This window comes from Micromonospora sp. C31, assembly GCF_018070575.1.
Classification (GTDB): domain Bacteria; phylum Actinomycetota; class Actinomycetes; order Mycobacteriales; family Micromonosporaceae; genus Micromonospora.
Genome location: NZ_JAGPXN010000003.1, coordinates 240,529 through 259,408, shown reverse-complemented (window position 1 = coordinate 259,408; position 18,880 = coordinate 240,529). Strand labels below are relative to the sequence as shown.

General features: G+C 75.1%; 14 protein-coding genes and 1 pseudogene. 4 read left to right on the top strand and 11 right to left on the bottom strand.

Annotation, left to right across the window (positions count from 1 at the left end):
- Window positions 1-220: 220 nt before the first annotated feature.
- Window positions 221-1,729, bottom strand: a complete 1,509-nt coding sequence (locus KBX06_RS07795; RefSeq protein ID WP_210833540.1) for a glutamate synthase subunit beta — start codon at window positions 1,727-1,729, stop codon at window positions 221-223.
- Window positions 1,722-6,461, bottom strand: a complete 4,740-nt coding sequence (gene gltB, locus KBX06_RS07790) for a glutamate synthase large subunit (RefSeq protein ID WP_210833539.1) — start codon at window positions 6,459-6,461, stop codon at window positions 1,722-1,724. Before gltB ends, KBX06_RS07795 begins: the two co-directional genes overlap by 8 nt.
- Window positions 6,462-6,607: 146 nt before the next feature.
- Here gltB and KBX06_RS07785 point away from each other — a divergent pair, with 146 nt between their 5' ends.
- Window positions 6,608-7,453, top strand: a complete 846-nt coding sequence (locus KBX06_RS07785) for a GNAT family N-acetyltransferase (protein ID WP_210833538.1) — start codon at window positions 6,608-6,610, stop codon at window positions 7,451-7,453.
- Between the two features lie 34 nt (window positions 7,454-7,487).
- Here the strand turns inward: KBX06_RS07785 and KBX06_RS07780 are convergent, their stop codons facing one another.
- The 5 genes from KBX06_RS07780 to trpC form a co-directional block, all read right to left on the bottom strand.
- A complete protein-coding gene (locus tag KBX06_RS07780) occupies window positions 7,488-8,675 on the bottom strand; it encodes an NAD(P)/FAD-dependent oxidoreductase (RefSeq protein ID WP_210833537.1) in 1,188 nt (395 codons plus the stop codon).
- Window positions 8,676-8,688: 13 nt separating this feature from the next.
- A complete protein-coding gene (gene lgt, locus KBX06_RS07775; protein WP_210833536.1) occupies window positions 8,689-9,879 on the bottom strand; it encodes a prolipoprotein diacylglyceryl transferase in 1,191 nt (396 codons plus the stop codon).
- 75 nt (window positions 9,880-9,954) lie between these two features.
- On the bottom strand, window positions 9,955-10,758 hold the full coding sequence (trpA, locus tag KBX06_RS07770; RefSeq protein ID WP_210833535.1) for a tryptophan synthase subunit alpha: 804 nt from the start codon (window positions 10,756-10,758) through the stop codon (window positions 9,955-9,957).
- Between the two features lie 4 nt (window positions 10,759-10,762).
- Window positions 10,763-12,001, bottom strand: a complete 1,239-nt coding sequence (trpB, locus tag KBX06_RS07765) for a tryptophan synthase subunit beta (protein WP_210833534.1) — start codon at window positions 11,999-12,001, stop codon at window positions 10,763-10,765.
- Between the two features lie 32 nt (window positions 12,002-12,033).
- Window positions 12,034-12,897 carry an indole-3-glycerol phosphate synthase TrpC gene (trpC, locus tag KBX06_RS07760; protein ID WP_210833533.1) on the bottom strand — a complete coding sequence of 288 codons (864 nt, stop codon included), beginning with the start codon at window positions 12,895-12,897 and terminating at the stop codon, window positions 12,034-12,036.
- Between the two features lie 433 nt (window positions 12,898-13,330).
- Between trpC and KBX06_RS07755 the strand changes: the two genes are divergently transcribed.
- Window positions 13,331-13,588 carry a hypothetical protein gene (locus KBX06_RS07755; RefSeq protein WP_210833532.1) on the top strand — a complete coding sequence of 86 codons (258 nt, stop codon included), beginning with the start codon at window positions 13,331-13,333 and terminating at the stop codon, window positions 13,586-13,588.
- Here KBX06_RS07755 and KBX06_RS07750 read toward each other — a convergent pair.
- The 4 genes and pseudogenes from KBX06_RS07750 to KBX06_RS27650 form a co-directional block, all read right to left on the bottom strand.
- Window positions 13,581-14,117 (bottom strand): Trp biosynthesis-associated membrane protein, encoded by a 537-nt coding sequence (locus tag KBX06_RS07750; protein WP_247685470.1) that lies wholly within the window; start codon window positions 14,115-14,117, stop codon window positions 13,581-13,583. The genes KBX06_RS07755 and KBX06_RS07750 overlap by 8 nt on opposite strands.
- A gap of 77 nt (window positions 14,118-14,194) precedes the next feature.
- Window positions 14,195-15,784 (bottom strand): anthranilate synthase component I, encoded by a 1,590-nt coding sequence (locus KBX06_RS07745; protein WP_210833530.1) that lies wholly within the window; start codon window positions 15,782-15,784, stop codon window positions 14,195-14,197.
- A complete protein-coding gene (hisI, locus tag KBX06_RS27655) occupies window positions 15,781-16,218 on the bottom strand; it encodes a phosphoribosyl-AMP cyclohydrolase (RefSeq protein WP_307854498.1) in 438 nt (145 codons plus the stop codon). The genes KBX06_RS07745 and hisI overlap by 4 nt, the downstream gene beginning before the upstream one ends.
- A gap of 180 nt (window positions 16,219-16,398) precedes the next feature.
- Window positions 16,399-16,995, bottom strand: a pseudogene (locus tag KBX06_RS27650) (phosphoribosyl-AMP cyclohydrolase); the annotation flags it as partial.
- 306 nt (window positions 16,996-17,301) lie between these two features.
- On the opposite strand from KBX06_RS27650, the gene KBX06_RS07735 reads away from it, so the two are divergent.
- Together KBX06_RS07735 and KBX06_RS07730 are read left to right on the top strand one after the other, a co-directional pair.
- Window positions 17,302-18,030: an ABC transporter ATP-binding protein gene (locus tag KBX06_RS07735; RefSeq protein ID WP_210833528.1), complete on the top strand. Its 729-nt coding sequence runs from the start codon at window positions 17,302-17,304 to the stop codon at window positions 18,028-18,030.
- Complete coding sequence (locus KBX06_RS07730; protein ID WP_210833527.1) at window positions 18,027-18,782, top strand: ABC transporter permease; 756 nt, start codon at window positions 18,027-18,029, stop codon at window positions 18,780-18,782. The genes KBX06_RS07735 and KBX06_RS07730 overlap by 4 nt, the downstream gene beginning before the upstream one ends.
- The last annotated feature ends 98 nt before the right edge of the window (window positions 18,783-18,880 follow it).

The following is an 18,880-nucleotide window of genomic DNA, read 5'->3' as shown; positions in this document are numbered from 1 at the left end:
CTCCACGGAGCATGGGGGGTGGTGGAGCCCGGTGACCGCGCGCGTGGCCAGGGGTGTGATCGTTGTTACTAGCCGGTAAGACTAGCGAAACATCCAGATCAATGGAACAGGCCCGGCCCCTCGAACAGCACCGCCGACGACAGACCCGCCCGCCCACGAGGGGCGGGCGGGCGTCGGTGCGGTCGGTCGCGGTGCTCCGGCGGCCGGTGACGTGCCGTGGTCAGCGCGCCGCGAGGGGGCGCGTGGCCGGGTGCACCGGGGCCGGCAGGGAGCCCACCCCGTCCAGGTAGGCGTGGATGGCGGCGGCCGCGGCCCTGCCCTCGGCGATCGCCCAGACGATCAGCGAGGCGCCCCGGTGCATGTCGCCGGCGACGAAGACGCCGTCGGCGTCGGTCTGCCAGTCGGGCCGGGCGTCGATCGCGCCGCGCGCGTTGCGGCCGACCCCGAACTGGTCGAGCAGCGGCTGCTCCTCGGTGCCCTCGAAGCCGATGGCCAGCAGCACCAGGTCGGCCGGCAGCTCCCGCTCCGAGCCGGGCAGCGGGGTGACGATGCGCCGCCCGTCGCGCTTCTCCACGGTCACCTCGGCGATCCGCACCGCCCGCACCTGACCGGTGCCGTCGTCGACGAACTCCTGCACCGCGACGGCGAACACCCGCTCCCCGCCCTCCTCGTGCGCCGGGTAGCTGCGCAGCAGCCACGGCCAGGTCGGCCACGGGTCCCGGGCCTCGTCGCGGGCCTGCGGCGGCTGCGGGTAGAGGTCCAACTGGTGTACGCCGGCCGCGCCCTGGCGGTGCGCCACGCCCAGGCAGTCCGCCGCCGTGTCGCCGCCGCCGATGATCACGATGTGCCTGCCGGCCGCGTCGATCGGGTCGCCGTCGGGCAGCACCGCCGTGTCGGGCCGGCCGCCCGCCGCGGCGGCGACCACCCGGTTGGCCGCCACCAGGTGGTCCATCGCCTGGTGTACGCCGCGCAGCCCGCGACCCGGCGTCTGCGGGGTGTCCCGGCCCGCGAGCGCGCCGCAGGCGAGCAGCACGGCGTCGTGCTCGGCGCGCAACTGCTCGGCGGTGACGTCGACACCGACGTTCACCCCGGTGCGGAAGCGCACACCCTCGGCCGAGAGCTGGGCCAGGCGCCGGTCGATGTGGACCTTCTCCAGCTTGAAGTCCGGGATGCCGTAGCGCAGCAGGCCGCCGATCGCGTCGTCGCGCTCGTACACCGTCACGGCGTGACCGGCGCGGGCGAGCTGCTGCGCGGCGGCGAGACCGGCGGGCCCGGAGCCGACCACGGCGACCGACCGGCCGGTCGGCGCCGGCACCGGGCGCGGCGACAGCCCGCCCCGCGCGACGGCCGCGTCGGCGATCTCCACCTCGACCTGCTTGATGGTGACCGGCTCGCCCCCGCCGATGCCGAGCACGCAGGCCGCCTCGCAGGGCGCCGGGCAGAGCCGGCCGGTGAACTCGGGGAAGTTGTTGGTGGCGTGCAGCGAGTCCACCGCGGCGTCCCAGTTGCCGGTGCGGACCAGGTCGTTCCAGTCCGGGATGCGGTTACCCAGCGGGCAGCCGTCGTGGCAGAACGGGATGCCGCAGTCCATGCAGCGGGTAGCCTGCTCGCGGATGAGCTCCTCGCCGGCCGGCGGGTAGACCTCACGCCAGTCGCTGATCCGCACCGGCACCGGGCGGCGCGCGGGCAGCCGCCGGTCGTAGCGCAGGAAACCGTTCGGGTCAGGCACGAGCCACCTCCTGGACCGTCACCCGCGCGGCGGGCAGGGTCGGCACGGACGAATCGGACGACGCCGTGCGCGCCGCCGCGGCGGCGGAGGGCGCCGAGGCGGTGGGCGGCGCCAGTGCGCTCATCACCGCGTCGTCGACGTCGCGGCCGGCGGCTTCGGCGGCCCGCATGATCTCCAGCACCCGGCGGTAGTCCCGGGGCACCACGGCGGTGAACTCCGCCACCGCTTCCGGCCAGCGCTTGAGCAGCCCCTCGGCGACCGTCGAGTCCGTCTCGGCGAAGTGCCGCTGCACCAGCTCGTGCAGCACCGCCTGCTCCGGCTCGGACAGCGGCGCCAGGTCGACCAGCTCCGCGTTCACCCGCCGCCGGTCCAGCCGGTGCACGAAGGCCGTACCGCCGGACATGCCGGCGGCGAAGTTGCGGCCCGTCGAGCCCAGCACCACCACGGTCCCGCCGGTCATGTACTCGCAGCCGTGGTCACCGACGCCCTCCACGACGGCCACCGCGCCGGAGTTGCGCACCGCGAACCGCTCCCCCACCCGGCCGCGCAGGAACAACTCGCCCGCCGTGGCCCCGTAGAGGATGGTGTTGCCGGCGATGGTCTGGTCCTCCGCCCGCTGCCCCGGCGCGGCGTCGCCGTCGAGGAAGGGAGCGGCGGCGTCCGGCCGCACCACGAGCCGACCGCCGGAGAGGCCCTTGCCCACGTAGTCGTTGGCGTCGCCGTGCAGCCGCAGGGTGACCCCGTGCGGGAGGAACGCGCCGAACGACTGGCCGGCGGTGCCGCGCAGCGTGAACTCGATCGTGTCGGGCGGCAGGCCCGCCCCACCGAAGCGGCGGGTCACCTCGCCGCCGAGCATCGCGCCCACGCTGCGGTGCCCGTTGCGCACCGCCACCGCCACCCGCACCGGCGTACGGTCGCGCAGCGCCGGGGCGGCCAGGGCGATCAGCTCGTTGTCCAGCGCCAACTCCAGGCCGTGGTCCTGGGCGCGTACGCCCCGGCGCGCGGCCCCGGCCGGCAGCTCCGGCAGGTGCAGCACGGGCGCCAGGTCTAGCCCGCCGGCCTTCCAGTGCGCGATCGCCGGGGCGACGTCGAGCAGCTCGGCCTGCCCGATGGCCTCCTCGATCGACCGCAGGCCCAGCTCGGCCAGGTAGCCGCGGACCTCCTCGGCGAGGAACAGGAAGAAGTTCTCCACGAACTCCGGCCGGCCGGTGAAGCGTTCCCGCAGCACCGGGTTCTGGGTGGCGATGCCGACCGGGCAGGTGTCGAGGTGGCAGACGCGCATCATCACGCAGCCCTCGACGATCAGCGGCGCGGTGGCGAAGCCGAACTCCTCGGCGCCGAGCAGCGCCGCGACCAGCACGTCCCGGCCGGTCTTGAGCTGCCCGTCGACCTGCACGGTGACCCGGTCGCGCAGCTTGTTGAGCAGCAGCGTCTGCTGCGCCTCGGCCAGCCCCAGCTCCCACGGGGTGCCGGCGTGCTTGAGCGAGTTCAGCGGCGACGCGCCGGTGCCGCCGTCGTGGCCCGAGATCAGGATGACGTCGGCCTTGAGCTTGGCCACGCCCGCCGCCACGGTGCCGACGCCCACCTCGCTGACGAGCTTGACGTGCACCCGCGCGGACGGGTTGACGCACTTCAGGTCGTGCACGAGCTGCGCGAGGTCCTCGATGGAGTAGATGTCGTGGTGCGGCGGCGGGGAGATCAGGCCGACGCCCGGGGTGGCGTGACGGGTACGGGCGATCCACGGCCAGACCTTGTTGCCGGGCAGCTGCCCGCCCTCGCCGGGCTTGGCGCCCTGCGCCATCTTGATCTGGAGGTCGTCGGCGTTGACGAGGTACTCGCTGGTCACCCCGAACCGGCCGCTGGCGATCTGCTTCACGGCGGAGCGGCGGGCCGGGTCGTGCAGCCGCTCCACGTCCTCGCCGCCCTCGCCGGTGTTGGACTTGCCGCCGAGGCGGTTCATCGCGATCGCCAGGGTCTCGTGCGCCTCCGCCGAGATCGACCCGTACGACATGGCGCCGGTGGCGAACCGCTTGACGATCTCGGTGGCCGGCTCGACCTCGTCGATGGGCACCGGGGGCCGCACGCCCGTACGCAGGGTGAACAGCCCGCGCAGCGAGCCGGCCTTCGCGGCCAGCTCGTCGACCTTGGCCGTGTACTGCCGGAAGACGTCGTACTGGCGGCTGCGGGTGGCGTGCTGGAGCAGGAAGACCGTCTCCGGGTTGAACAGGTGCAGCTCGCCCTCGCGGCGCCACTGGTACTCGCCACCCACCTCCAGCCGGCCGGTGGGCTCGGCGCCCGGCGGCGGCCAGGCCACGGCGTGCCGGGCGGCGACCTCGGCGTGGATGCCGTCCAGCCCGATCCCGCCGATCTTGCTCGGGGTGCCCCGGAAGTAGCGCTGGACCAGCTTGGCGTCCAGCCCGACGGCCTCGAAGACCTGCGCCCCGCAGTACGACGACACCGTCGAGATGCCCATCTTGGACATGATCTTCAGGACGCCCTTGCCGAGGGCCTTGACGTAGTTGCGGACCGCCTTCGCCGGCTCGACGCCGACGAGCGCCCCGGTGGCGATCATGTCCTCCACCGACTCGAACGCCAGGTAGGGATTCACCGCCGCCGCGCCGTAGCCGATCAGCACCGCCGCGTGGTGCACCTCGCGGCAGTCGCCGGACTCCACGACCAGCGCCACCTGGGTACGGGTCTGCTCGCGCACCAGGTGCTGGTGCACGGCGGCGGTGAGCAGCAGCGACGGGATGGGGGCGAGGTCGGCGTTGGAGTCGCGGTCCGACAGCACGAGGATGCGTACGCCGTCCTCGATGGCCTCGGAGACGTGCCGGCAGATCTCCGTCAGCCGGGCCCTGATCCCGGCGCCGCCCTCCCGGACGCGGTAGAGCCCGGAGACCCGGACCGCCTTGAAACCGGGCAGGTCACCGTCCTCGTCGATGCAGAGGATCTTCGCCAGCTCGTCGTTGTCGATCACCGGGTACGGCAGCACGATCTGCCGGCAGCTCGCCGGACCCGGGTCGAGCAGGTTGCCCTCCGGCCCGATGGTCGACGCCAGGCTGGTCACCAGCTCCTCGCGGATGGCGTCCAGGGGCGGGTTCGTGACCTGCGCGAAGAGCTGGTGGAAGTAGTCGTAGAGCAGCCGCGGCCGGGTGGACAGCGGCGCGATCGGGGTGTCCGTGCCCATCGAGCCGATCGGCTCGGCGCCCGTACGCGCCATCGGCGCGAGCAGGATCTTCAGCTCCTCCTCGGTGTAGCCGAAGGTCTGCTGGCGGCGGCGCACCGAGTCGTGGGTGTAGACGGTGTGCTCGCGCGGGGGCAGGTCGGTCAGCTCGATCAGGCCGGCGTGCAGCCACTCGGCGTACGGCTGCTCGGCCGCCAGCTCCGCCTTGATCTCCTCGTCGTGCACGATCCGGCCGGCGACGGTGTCGACCAGGAACATCTTCCCCGGCTGGAGGCGGCCCTTGGCGACCACCCGGGCCGGGTCGAGGTCGAGCACGCCCGCCTCGCTGCCGAGCACCACGAGCCCGTCGTCCGTACGCCACCAGCGGCCCGGACGCAGCCCGTTGCGGTCCAGCACGGCGCCGACGACGTCGCCGTCGGTGAACGCGACCGAGGCCGGCCCGTCCCACGGCTCCATCAGGCTCGCGTGGAAGCGGTAGAAGGCGCGCTTGTCGGCGGCCATGTCGGGGTCGTTCTCCCACGCCTCGGGGATCATCATCAGCACCGCGTGCGGCAGGCTCCGCCCGGCCAGGTGCAGCAGTTCGAGCACCTCGTCGAAGTTCGCCGAGTCGGAGGCGGCGGGGGTGCAGACCGGGAAGACCCGGCGGATGTTGCCCGGCAGGTCCGGGGTACGCAGCAACGCTTCGCGGGCCTGCATCCAGTTGCGGTTGCCCCGGATCGTGTTGATCTCGCCGTTGTGCGCGATGAGCCGGTACGGGTGCGCCAGCGGCCAGGAGGGGAACGTGTTGGTCGAGAACCGGGAGTGCACCAGCGCGATCGCGCTCTGCACCCGCTCGTCGGTCAGCTCCGGGTAGAACGCCGGCAGCTGGTCGGGGGTGAGCATGCCCTTGAAGACCATGGTCCGCGCCGACAGCGACGGGAAGTAGGCCGGCACGCCCCGCTCGGCGCTCTCCCGCTCGGCCTGCTTACGCACGCAGAACGCCACCCGCTCCAGCTCGATGCCGCGCAGCGGCGACCCGGCCGGCCCGGCCGGCGAGTCGGTGAGCCGGTGTGCGGCCAGGAAGAGCTGCCGGACCCGGGGCATCGCCGCCAGGGCGGTCTCGCCGAGCCCGCCCGGGTCGACCGGCACGTCCCGCCAGCCGAGCACGTCGGCCCCCTCCACCAGCGCGTACTTCTCCACCACGCGGCGGGCGCGGGCCTCGTCGGCGTCGTCGTCGGGGAGGAAGACCAGGCCGGTGGCGTACTCGCCGGCGGGCGGCAGCGGAAAGTCCACGACCGCGCGCAGGAACGCGTCCGGAATCTGGATCATGATGCCCGCGCCGTCGCCGGTGTTCGGTTCCGCGCCCCGGGCTCCCCGGTGGTCCAGCCGGCAGAGCGCGTCGAGGCCGTTGGCCACGACCGCGTGCGAGCGCCGTCCGTGCAGGTCCGCCACGAAGGCCACGCCGCAGGCGTCGTGCTCCTGCGCGGGGTCGTAGAGCCCGGCCGCGGGCGCCCCCGGGCCGAGGTGCGGGGCCTGCTTGGGGCTGCTGTGAGGGTACGGAAAGGCCACCGGGCCTCCTGTCGTCGCTCAGGGTGGATCTCGATCGGGACGACGTCGGCCCTCAAGGGTCTATTGAGTCTACGTTAGGGTCCGGCGCGCAAGGCCAGTGCAGATTGATCACACCTTCCAGACTCTGGGACGTGTAGTCTCGCGCGGTGGATCTCCTGCACCAGGACCTCTTCGGCCGGCTCGAGCGTTTCTACGACGCGGTGCCCCGGGACGCGGCCCGCGCGGAGGAGCACGGCGGCATCGTGCTGTTCGTCCGCGAGGGCGCCGGGTGGCCGCTCTACGCCCGGCCCCGGCTCGACGCCACCGAGGCGCCGTCGCTGGCCGACGTCGCGGCGGTACGCGGGCGACAGCGCGAGCTCGGCCTGCCCGAGTCCTTCGAGTGGGTGCACGAGACCACCCCGGGCATGCTGGCCGTGGCCCGCTCGGCGGGGCTGGCGGTGCTGGAGGCGCCGCTGATGGTGCTCGACCCGGCCGCCCTGCCCGACCCGGGCACCCTCACCGACGTACCGCTGCGGATGCTCGACGCGGCGGCCCCCGGCTTCGCGGCGGACGTGGCGGCACGGCGGGCGGTCGCCGCCGTCGGGTTCGCCGCGGCCGGCACCGACCGCGGCGAGGCCGGCCCCGCGCAACGGGACCTCGCGGTGGGCGCACTGGACGAGACGGCGCTCGACGAGGAGCGGGCCCGCGTCGCCGACGGCCGGCGGCTGTCGGCGCTGGCGGGAACGCCCACCGAGGGCGCGTTGGCCAGCGGGATGGCGATGCGGGTCGGCGACGTGGCCGAGATCGCCGGCGTGGCCACCCTGCCGGCTGCCCGCCGCCGCGGCCTGGGCGCGGCGGTGACGGCCACGCTGGCCCGCGAGCTGCTGGCCGCCGGCACCGAGCTGATCTTCCTCTCGGCGGGCAGCGAGGACATCGCCCGGGTCTACCTGCGGGTCGGCTTCCGCCGCGTCGGCACCGCCTGCATCGCCGACCCCACCCCGGTGACCCCCTGACGGGGCGCCCAGGGCCGCGCACCGGCCGCGCGGGTCAGGTCGGGGGGCGCCACTGGGCGGCCGTGGCGGCGGCCGTGGATAGCAGGCGGGGGCTCAGGGCACCCAGGGCGGCGTCCCGGGCACGCAGCGCCAGTGGGCCCCGGGCCTTGAGCACCGCCGACATCCGGCGGGTCTGTCGCACCACCGTCGCCGCCCGGGGCCGGCGCACCCGGTCGTACGCCACCACGGCGTCGGGCAGCCGCGACTCACGCAGCAGCGAGGCGAGGGTGGCGGCGTCCTCGAAGGCGAGGCACGCGCCCTGGCCGAGGTGCGGGGGCATGGCGTGCGCGGCGTCGCCGAGCAGCACCACCCCGCCCGGACCGGCCGGATAGCCGTACGACCTGGGCAGCGGGCGCAACTCGCGGATCTCCTGCTGCACCAGGTCCGCCGGATCGGTGGCGTCGAGCAGGTCGGCGATCGGCGCGGGCCAGCCCGCGTACCAGCGGCGCAGCAGGGCGAGCTGGGTCTCCGGCGGCTCCGGGCGGGCCGCACCGACGGCGGTGGCCACCCAGTAGATGCCGCCCCGGCTGGACGCCCCGGAGGAGCCGCGCTCGCCGAGCGAGGCCGACACGAAGCGGTAGCCGGCACCGAGCACCTCGCCGCCGACCGGTTGGTCGGCGGGCAGCTTCGGGGCCCGGTACCAGGGGATCACCGCCCGCCAGGCGGCACAGCCCGAGCTGACCACGCCGGACTCCGGGGCGAGCTGCCGGCGCACCTCGCTGTCGGTGCCGTCGGCGGCGACGACCAGGTCGGCCTCGATGGTGTGCCGGCCGTCACCGACCGAGGGCCGTGCCCCGGACGCGGCGCGGACCGTCCGCACGGTCACCCCCGTACGCAGCTCGACCTCGTCGCCCAGCCCGGCGATCAGCGCGTCGTGCAGGTCCTCCCGGTGCACCACCACCGGCATCCGGTCGGCGGGCGTCGGGCGGGGCTGCACCAGCCAGTGCCCGTCGGGGCGGCGCACCCCGACGTCGGCGAGCGGCGTGGCGATCGCCTCCAGGCCGGCACCGAGCCCCAGGGCGCGCAGCGCGCGTACGCCGTTGGGCCAGAGCGCCACGGCGGTCGGCTCGGGGCGGACCCGGTCGGCCCGCTCCAGCAGGGTGACCCGCCAGCCGGAGCGGGCCAGCGCGCCGGCGACCGCGAGGCCGCCGACCCCGGCGCCGACCACGACCGCGCTACGCATCGGGTGCTCCTTCTCAGCTGTCGCCGTCGGCGGGCCGGGTGCCCCTGGCCCCGGCCCGGTCCTCCGGGGCCTCCCCGGCGGTGTCCGGCCCGGCGGGCGCGGAACCGTCACCGGCGGAACCGCGGGTGGCGCCCGCGCCGGCCGTCGTGTCCACCGACCCGGAAGAGGCCTCCCCGTCCGGATCGGCCGGCGCCTCGCCGGTCTCCTGCCAGTGCCGGTACTGCGCCTCGCCCACCACGCGGTAGCCCTCCGGCGCGGCCGGCTGGGCGCCGGCCTCCCGCGCGGACAGGTCGACCTGCGAGACGCCGGAGTCGACGGCCGGCTCCGACGGCGCGGTCGCGCCGAGCGGGACGAGGTACTCCCGGGGGCCGCGCACCCGCACGAAGTAGGCCAGGGCGCCGAGGAACACCAGGCCGGCGGTCCAGACGTTGAGGCGTACGCCGAGGATGGTGTTCGCCTCGTCGGTGCGCATCAGCTCGATCCAGAACCGCCCGGCCGTGTAGCCCATCACGTAGAGCGCGAACGCCCGCCCACGGCCGAGGCGCAGCTTGCGGTCGAGAACGAGCACGAGCGCCACCACGCCGAGGTTCCACAGCAGCTCGTAGGCGAAGGTCGGGTGGTAGAGGCCCGGCTCGAGGATCGGCTCGCCGGCGTCGTCGCGCAGCGCGTGGCCCGGATTGTCCGGGTCCATCCGGTGGATCTCCAGCCCCCAGGGCAGGCTGGTCCGGCCGCCGTAGAGCTCGTTGTTGAACCAGTTGCCGAGCCGGCCGATCGCCTGGGCCAGCGGCAGGCCGGGGGCGAGCGCGTCGGCGACCACCGTGAGCGGGATGCCGAGCTGCCGGGCGGCGAGCCACGCGCCGACGGCGCCACCGGCCACCGCGCCCCAGATGCCGAGACCGCCCTCCCAGATGGCGAACGCCTTGAGCGGTTCGCCGCCGGTGCCGAAGTACTTCTCCGGCGAGGTGATCACGTGGTAGATCCGGGCGCCGACGATGCCGGCCGGCACCGCCCAGACCGCGATGTCGAGAACCGCGCCCGGGGCGACACCGCGCCGACGCAACCGCCGCTCGGTGACCCAGCAGGCCACCACGATGCCGAGGATGATGCACAGCGCGTACGCCCGGATCGGCACCGGTCCGAGCTGCCACACGGCGGTGCTGGGGCTGGGCAGGGCCGCCTGGGGGGCAAGCGAGGCGAGAGTCACGGGTGCACACGCTACCGCCGTGGACCCCTCCGGTGGCACCCCGGTCCGCCGTCCGCCGCTCGTGGCGGCCTCCGGTCAGCGGGTCGGGGTGCGGACGCCCTCGGCGAGTTCCGCGCTCAGCGCGCGCAGGGCGGCCAGCCCGGACGCCTCGTCGGGCGCGTCGAGCAGGCAGCGGATCAGGGCGCTGCCGACGATGACGCCGTCGGCGTACCCGGCGACGGTGCCGGCCTGCGCGCCCGTGCCGACGCCCAGCCCGACGCCGACCGGCAGGTCGGTGACCTCCCGCACCCGGGACACCAGGGTGGGTGCCGCGTCGGACGTCTGCGCGCGGGCGCCGGTGACACCCATGATCGCGGTGGCGTAGACGAAGCCCCGGCAGTGCCCGACGGTCATCGCCAGGCGCGCGTCGGTCGAGGACGGCGAGACCAGGAAGGTGCGGTCCAGCCCGTACGCGTCCGAGGCGGCGAGCCACTCGCCGGCCTCCTCGGGAATCAGGTCCGGGGTGACCAGCCCGGTGCCCCCCGCCGAGGCGAGGTCCCGGGCGAAGGCGTCGACGCCGTAGCGCTCCACCGGGTTCCAGTAGGTCATGGTGACCACGGGCGCCCCGGTGGCCGCGACCGCCTCGACGACGCGCAGCGTGTCACGGGTGCGTACGCCGCCGGCGAGGGCGATGTCGCTGGCCCGCTGGATCACCGGGCCGTCCATCACCGGATCGGAGTACGGGATCTCGACCTCGATGACGTCGACACCGGCGGACACCATCGCGGTCATCGCGGCGATGCTGCCCTCGACGGTCGGGAAGCCGGCCGGCATGCAGCCGACCAGCACGGCCCGCCCGTCGGCGCGGGCCTTGTCGAAGGCCACCCCGATCCGGCTCACGATCTCACTGCTCCTTGTCGAGGATGCCGAAGTAGTCGCCGGCGGTGTGCACGTCCTTGTCGCCCCGGCCGGAGAGGTTGACCACGATCGTCGGCTCCCGGCCCAGCTCCGCGGCGAGCCTCGGGGCGACCTGGAGGGTGCCGGCGAGCGCGTGCGCGCTCTCGATCGCCGGGATGATGCCCTCGGTGCGGCAGAGCAGCTCGAACGCGGCCATCGCCTCGTCGTCGGTGACCGGCAGGTACGTCGCGCGGCCACTGTCGTGCAGCCAGGCGTGCTCCGGCCCGACGCCCGGGTAGTCCAGCCCGGCCGAGATCGAGTGCGACTCGCAGGTCTGCCCGTCGTCGTCCTGGAGCACGTACGTGCGGGTGCCGTGCAGCACCCCGGCGGAGCCGCCGGTGATGCTGGCCGCGTGCCGGCCGGTCTCCACCCCGTCGCCGCCGGCCTCGAAGCCGTACAGCCGCACGTCGGGGTCGCCGACGAAGGCGTGGAAGATGCCCAGCGCGTTGGAGCCGCCGCCGACGCAGGCGGTCACCGCGTCCGGCAGCGCGCCGGTCAGGTCGAGGCACTGCTGGCGTGCCTCGTCGCCGATGCCCCGGACGAAGTCGCGGACCAGCGCCGGGAAGGGGTGCGGCCCGGCGGCGGTGCCGATCAGGTAGTGGGTGTCGTCGACGTTGGCGACCCAGTCGCGCATCGCCTCGTTCATCGCGTCCTTGAGGGTGCGCGAGCCGTTGGCGACGGGCACGACGGTGGCGCCGAGCATCCGCATCCGGGCCACGTTGAGCGCCTGCCGCTCGGTGTCGACCTGCCCCATGTAGACCACGCAGTCCAGGTCGAACAGGGCGGCGGCGGTGGCGGTGGCGACGCCGTGCTGGCCGGCGCCGGTCTCCGCGATCACCCGACGCTTGCCCATCCGCCTGGTCAGCAGGGCCTGGCCGAGCACGTTGCGCACCTTGTGCGCCCCGGTGTGGTTGAGGTCCTCCCGCTTGAGCAGCACCCGCGCGCCCACCCTGGCGGAGAACCGCTCGGCCGCGTAGAGCAGCGAGGGGGTGCCGGCGTAGTCGCGCAGCAGGGCGGCGAACTCGGCCCGGAACGCCTCGTCGGCCATCGCGGTGCGGTGCGCGGCGTCCAGCTCGTCGAGCGCCGCGACCAGCGCCTCCGGCACGAACCGGCCGCCGAACCGGCCGAAGTGACCGGCGGGGTCGGGCAGCGGACCGATCTCCGCGGCCAGGGCGTCGGCGCTCATCGGAATCCTCTCGGTGGACGAGCCGGTGCGCCTCAGCGCACCGGGCGAGGTGTGGCCGGGTGGTTGCCGGCGTTGACCAGCTCGGCCACCGCCTCGCGGGGGCTCTTCTGGGTGACCAGGCCCTCGCCGACCAGGACCGCGTCGGCGCCCGCCGAGGCGTACCGGATGAGGTCGTGCGGGCCGCGCACCCCCGACTCGGCGATCTTGACGACGCTGCTGGGCAGGCCGGGCGCGATCCGCTCGAACACCGAGCGGTCGACCTCCAGGGTACGCAGGTTGCGGGCGTTGACCCCGATCACCTGGGCGCCGGCCTCCAGGGCGCGGTCGGCCTCCTCCTCGTCGTGGACCTCGACCAGCGCGGTCATGCCCAGCGACTCGATGCGCTCCAGCAGGCCGACGAGGGCGTTCTGCTCCAGGGCGGCGACGATCAGCAGCACCAGGTCGGCGCCGTGCGCGCGGGCCTCGTGCACCTGGTAGCTGGAGACCACGAAGTCCTTGCGCAGCACCGGGATGCTGACGGCGGCCCGGACGGCGGCCAGGTCGTCGAGCGAGCCGCCGAACCAGCGGCCCTCGGTGAGCACGCTGATCGCCCGCGCGCCGCCGGCGGCGTAGTCGCCGGCCAGGTCGGCGGGATCGGCGATCTCGGCCAGCCGTCCCTTGGACGGGGACGAGCGCTTCACCTCGGCGATCACCGCCACGCCCGACTTGCGCAGGGCCGCGTACGCGTCCAGCGGCGGCGGTGCCGCGGCGGCCAGTTCCCGGATCCGCTCCAGCGGAACCTGCTCCTGGCGGCGGGCGACGTCCTCACGTACGCCGGCCAGGATCTCGTCGAGTACGCCTACGGACGCCGCCGGACCGGCCTCGTCCCCCTCCGCGTGCGCATGCTCAGCAGTCACCAACGGACTCCCCTCTCCGGGTGTCATGGGCCGATGCTAGGGGGCGCCACCTGGCCACGGGCGCCGGGGGTATGGCCTGCCTCACGAGATGGGCTCCGGCATAATGGCCGACCTCCGGTGAACGGAATGTCACGCTGGGCGAGCACGCCCGTCGACGAAACGTCACGCGACCACCCCGCCTCCACCGCCCCGGTCATCGACGTGATCCTATCCGCTGGCGCGGTCGACCGCCGGTCCGGTGCCCGCCGCCGACGCCCGCCGCACATGTGACCTACCTCAAGGCCGAACGGCCCTTTCCCAGGTGAGGGCCCCGGAAGCAAAGTTGACGTGTCGGTCACCACGGCGAAACGTGAACCAGCCAGCATCGTCCTCGGGCAGACTCGGTGACGCGCCTGCCCACCGCCACCAACGATCCTCTGCGGGGTGAATGATCATGAGCAATGTCGAGCAGCACCAGCCCGTCGGGCTGACGACCGTCTCGCGTACCGTCGCGTCGCTCGCCGTCGGCGTCGTCCACACCCTGGAGCGCGCCGTGGTGGGCGAGGCGCGGATGCGGACCGCGCGGGGCAACGCCTGGGAGGCGGTCTGCGCCGACCGGGCCCGGGCCGAGCAGCGCGCCGAACTCGACCGCCTCGTGGCCGAGCTGGCGGCGGCCCGGGCCGCCGCCCGGGAGCGCCAGCCGGTCAGCTGACCGTCGGGTCCTCGCCCCGGTCCAGCGCGTCCCACGCCTCGGTGGTGTGCCGGCCGGTGACCCGGCCGGCCCCGCCCCGGGCCGCCGGTGCGGAGTCGCCCGCCGGGCGCCGCTCGTAGCGGGCACCCATCGCCGGCCACCGTCGGCCCCGCAGCGCCGTCAGCAGCCCGCCCGCCGTGGCGAGCACCCCGCCGAGCAGGCAGATCGCCGGCCAGTGCCGGGCGACCTCGCCGTCGAACGCCGCGACCAGTCCGTAGCCGCCGCCGGCCGCCACGGCCACGCCCAGCCCGCACAGCAGCCCACCCAGCAACCGCCGCGCCCGGCCCCGGGTGGCGAGCACGGCGCCGCCGCCGGCCAGCCCGACCAGCGCCAACGCCGGTAGCCAGGGCAACAGGCCGGCACCCGTGCGGGCGTCGCGTACCGGCGGCAGCGGCGTGGGCCGGGCGGTCAGCTCGACCGCCCAGGTGCGGGTCGACGCCCACAGCGCCAGGCCCGCGCCAGCCACGCAGAGCAGCACGGCGTACGTCAGCTCGCGCCGGCGCGCGCCGTGGCCCGCGTCGGTCGTCGGTGTCGTACCCGGTTCCCGGCCGCGCGGCTCGGCGGCCGTCACCGGGCGGGCCGGAGGGTCTCGGCGGCGGCGATGGCGGCGAGCACGGCGGCGGCCTTGTTCCGGGTCTCCTGGTCCTCGGCGGCCGGGTCGGAGTCGGCCACCACCCCCGCCCCGGCCTGCACGTACGCCCTGCCGTCGCGCATCAGCGCGGTGCGGATGGCGATCGCCATGTCCAGGTCGCCGCCGAAGCCGAAGTAGCCCACGGTGCCCCCGTAGAGGCCCCGGCGGACCGGTTCCAGCTCCTCGATGATCTCCATGGCCCGCACCTTGGGCGCGCCGGAGAGGGTGCCGGCGGGGAAGGTCGCGGCGAGCGCGTCGAAGGCCGTCCGGTCCTCGCGCAGCGTGCCGACCACGGTCGAGACGATGTGCATGACGTGGCTGTAGCGCTCGATGGTGGCGAACTCCGGCACCTCGACCGTGCCCGGTCGGCACACCCGGCCCAGGTCGTTGCGGCCCAGGTCGACCAGCATCACGTGCTCGGCGCGCTCCTTGGGGTCGGCGAGCAGCTCCGCGGCGAGACGGGCGTCGGCCTCGGGGGTGCCGCCGCGCGGCCGGGTGCCGGCGATCGGGTGCAGCAGCGCCCGCCGCCGCCCCTCGGCGTCGCTGGTCACCTTCAGGTGCGCCTCCGGGGAGGACCCGACGATGTCGAAGCCGTCGAAGCGCAGCAGGTACATGTACGGGCTGGGGTTCGTCGTGCGCAGCACCCGGTAGACGTCCAGCGGGTCGGCGTGGGTGTCCCGCTCGAACCGCTGGGCCAGCACGATCTGGAAGCACTCGCCGGCCCGGATCGCCTCCTTGGCCGCCTCGACGGCCTTCGGGTAACCGCCCTCGGGGGTACGGCTGCGCACCTGGCCCGCGGGGGGCCGCTCGACGGTCGAGACCATCGGCGGGATCGGCCGGGACAGGGCGGTGGTCATCGCGTCGAGCCGCCCGACCGCGTGGTGGTAGGCCGCCGCGACCTGGACGTCGTGGTCCGGCTCGGTCGACGGCGGCAGGATCGCGTTGGCGACGAGGATCGCCGATCCGTCGTAGTGGTCCAGGACCACCAGGTCGACGGCGAGCATCATGCCCAGCTCGGGCACGCCCAGGTCGTCCTCGGTCAGCTCGGGCAGCCGCTCGAAGCGCCGGATCAGCTCGTAGCCCAGGTAGCCGACCATGCCCCCGGTCAGCGGCGGCATGCCGCTGGCCGCGTCCCAGGCCGGGCCGGCGAGCGCCTCGACGGTCTCGCGCAGCACCCGGACCGGGTCGCCGGAGGTGGGCAGGCCGGCCGGGGGGCGTCCCGTCCACACCGCGGCGCCGTCCCGCTCGGTCAGCGTGGCGCTGCTGCGTACGCCGATGAACGAGTAGCGCGACCAGGCCAGGCCGGCCGAGCCGACGCCCTGCTCGGCGGACTCCAGCAGGAACGTCCCCGGGCCACCGGCGAGCTTGCGGTAGACGCCGACGGGGGTCTCCGCGTCGGCCAGCAGCCGGCGGGTGACCGGGACCACCCGCCAGCGGGCGGCCAGCCCCGTGAAGGTGGCCAGGTCGGGGCTGACCGCGCCGTCGGTGCGGGACCCGCCGCCGGGCGTCGCGCGCTGGGTCGTCACCGGGCCCCCGCCCCGCCCCCGCCGACCGGCAGCTCGGTGAAGAAGCAGGTGCGGTGCCCCGTGTGGCAGGCCGCGCCGACCTGGTCGACGTCGACCAGCAGCGCGTCACCGTCGCAGTCCAGCGCCACCGCGCGGACGTACTGGTGGTGCCCGGACGTGGCGCCCTTGACCCAGTACTCGCGGCGGCTGCGCGACCAGTAGGTGGCCCGGCCGGTGGTCAGGGTGCGGTGCAGCGCCTCGTCGTCCATCCAGGCGACCATCAGCACCTCGCCGGAGTCGTGCTGGCGGACCACGGCGGCCACCAGACCGTCGGGGGTGCGGCGCAGCCGGGCGGCGACGGTCGGGTCGAGCCGGGACGGACGGGCCGCGCCGTCGGCCGCGGACTCCTGCGGACTGGGGTGGGCGCCGGTCACGGGCGCGTCAGGTACGGGCACAGTGACCCATTGTCCCGCACGCGGGGCGGGCACGGGCGACGGCTCCCGCCGGGGCCGCGGTGGTCGGCGGGCGGGCCGGGTCAGCTGGTCGACGTAGCGGTCCAGCCGGCCGTCGCTCAGGGCGTCGGCCAGGTCCGCGCCGGCGACCCGCGCGACCTCGGCGGCGTACGGGCGGATCAGCGGCAGCACGCCGGTGACCAGGCGGGCCGTGGCGGCGCAGAGCTGACCGACGGAGCCGGGCCGCAGGCCGAGGCAGAGCAGCAGGTCCTCCCGGTAGTTCGGGGGTGCCACCGGCAGGTGGAGGGCGGCGGCGAAGGCGGCCCGCCGGGACACCACCCGGACCGTGGGGTTGGCCAGCCGCAGCACCGACGGGCAGAGCCGGGCCAGGTCGGCGGCGGCCAGCCGGACGCCGAGGTGGTCGTCGGCGTCCCGCGCCCCGGCGACCTTACCGAGCGTCGCGATCAGCTCCTCCAACTGCGGTTCGCCGGCGGGCTGGCAGAGCACCGGCAGGTCGATCCGGGGCCGCCAGTGCGGGTCCGCCCAGAGCAGCCGGGCCGGCGCCGCCACCGGCAGCCCGAACGCCCAGTCGGCGGGCTCGCCGAGGCGGGCCAGCCAGGAGCGCACGTCGCGGGCGGCCACCGAGACGTGGGTCAGCCGGCCCCCGTGCTCGGCCAGGAAGGCCCGGCGGGCGGCGTACGGGGCACCGGCGAGCAGCACGTCGACGTCGACGTCGCTGTGCGCGGTGGCGGCCCGCCGGGCGTGGCTGCCACGCAGCATGATGCCCACCACGGGCTGCTCGGCACCGGCCCGTAACCGGGTCGCCCACTCGCCGAGGAAGCCTTCGTCCGGTGACACAGCGTGACCCACGGCGCCATCGTGCCGTACGTCCGATCAGGGCGCAATGCCCGCTGCCGCGACGGATGCCCGTTGGCGGACCCGCTGTCCGGTCCGAAGGCTAATGCCCGACCGATCTCCCCGCCGCTCCGGGGTCCGCACGGGTGGACCGGGGCCGACCGTTGCGGCCCGGCGGGGTCTCCGTTAGCGTCGAGTTCAACGGATGATGAATTTTCCCGGGAGGCGCCGGTGGACGAGGCGATAGCCGTACGCGACCTGGTCGTCGAGCGGGGCGGGCGGCGGGTGCTGCACGGCATCCGCGCGGACGTGCCGCGCGGTTCGGTCACCGGGCTGCTCGGCCCGAGCGGCAGCGGCAAGACCACACTGCTGCGGGCGGTGGTCGGCGTGCAGGTGGTCGGCGCCGGCTCGGTGACCGTGCTGGGGCGCCCCGCCGGGTCGCCGGAGTTGCGCCGCCGCGTCGGCTACCTCACCCAGGCGCCCAGCGTCTACGCCGACCTGACGGTGCGGGAGAACGCGCGCTACTTCGCCGCCCTGCACGGCCGGGGCCGGGCCGAGGCCGACCGGGCCGTCGCCGAGGTCGGGCTCGCACCGGCCGCCGGCCAACTGGCCGCCACCCTCTCCGGCGGGCAGCGCAGCCGGGCGTCGCTGGCCTGCGCCCTGGTCGGCGAACCGGAACTGCTCGTCCTCGACGAGCCGACCGTCGGTCAGGACCCGGTGCTGCGGGCCGACCTGTGGGCCCGGTTCCACGCCATGGCCGCAGCCGGCACCACGCTGCTGGTCTCCAGCCACGTCATGGACGAGGCGGCCCGCTGCGACCGGTTGCTGCTGATCCGCGAGGGGCGGCTGATCGCCGACGACACCCCCGACGCCGTGCGCGCCGCCGCCGGCACGCACGATCTGGACGAGGCGTTCCTGCGGCTGATCAGGGCGGGCGCCGGCGGGCAGGAGGCGTCGTGAACCCCCGGATCCTGGCCGCCACCACCGGCCGCATCCTGCGCCAACTGCGGCACGACCGGCGCACCGTGGCGCTGCTGCTGGTGGTCCCGTCGGCGCTGCTCGTCCTGGTCCACTCCATGTACGTCGACCAGCCCGCCCCGCCGGGACAGCCGTCGACGTTCGATCGCGTCGCCCTGGTGATGCTCGGCTTCTTCCCCTTCGTGGTCATGTTCCTGGTGACCAGCATCGCGATGCTGCGCGAGCGCACCACGGGCACCCTCGAACGGCTGCTCACCACGCCGCTGGGCAAGCTCGACCTGCTCTTCGGCTACGGCATCGCGTTCGGGCTCGCCGCGGTGCTCCAGGCGGTCGTCGCGTCCGTGGTCGCGTACGGGTTCCTCGGGCTGGACACCGCCGGCCACAGCGGCCTGGTGGTCATGATCGCCTCGTTGAACGCTCTGCTCGCCGTCGCGCTCGGGCTGTTCTGCAGCGCCTTCGCGCGCACCGAGTTCCAGGCCGTACAGTTCATGCCGGTCGTGGTGGTGCCTCAGTTGCTGCTCTGCGGGCTCTTCGTGCCGCGCGGCGAGATGGCCGGCTGGTTGCAGGCGGTCAGCGACGTGCTGCCCCTGTCGTACGCCGTCGAGGCGCTCCAGGAGGTCGGCGCCCACGCCGAGCCGAGCGGCACGATGTGGCGGGACGTGGCGGTGGTCGCCGGCGCGGCGGCGCTGGCACTGGTGCTCGCCGCGGCCACCCTCCGGCGGCGCAGCGGCTGAGCCGCCGGCCCGGCCGGCAGGACGGCCCCGGTGCCGCGCGGCACCCCGCCGGCTGGCGCACCGACGGCCAAGCCGGTCCGACGGCGGAACCGACAATC

What these genes read in the sequence shown, in the direction of transcription:
- KBX06_RS07755 (WP_210833532.1), top strand. Translation starts at nt 13,331, where the DNA reads ATGAGCAATGTCGAGCAGCACCAGCCCGTCGGGCTGACGACCGTCTCG.
- trpB (WP_210833534.1), bottom strand. Translation starts at nt 12,001, where the DNA reads ATGAGCGCCGACGCCCTGGCCGCGGAGATCGGTCCGCTGCCCGACCCC.
- KBX06_RS07780 (WP_210833537.1), bottom strand. Translation starts at nt 8,675, where the DNA reads ATGCGTAGCGCGGTCGTGGTCGGCGCCGGGGTCGGCGGCCTCGCGGTC.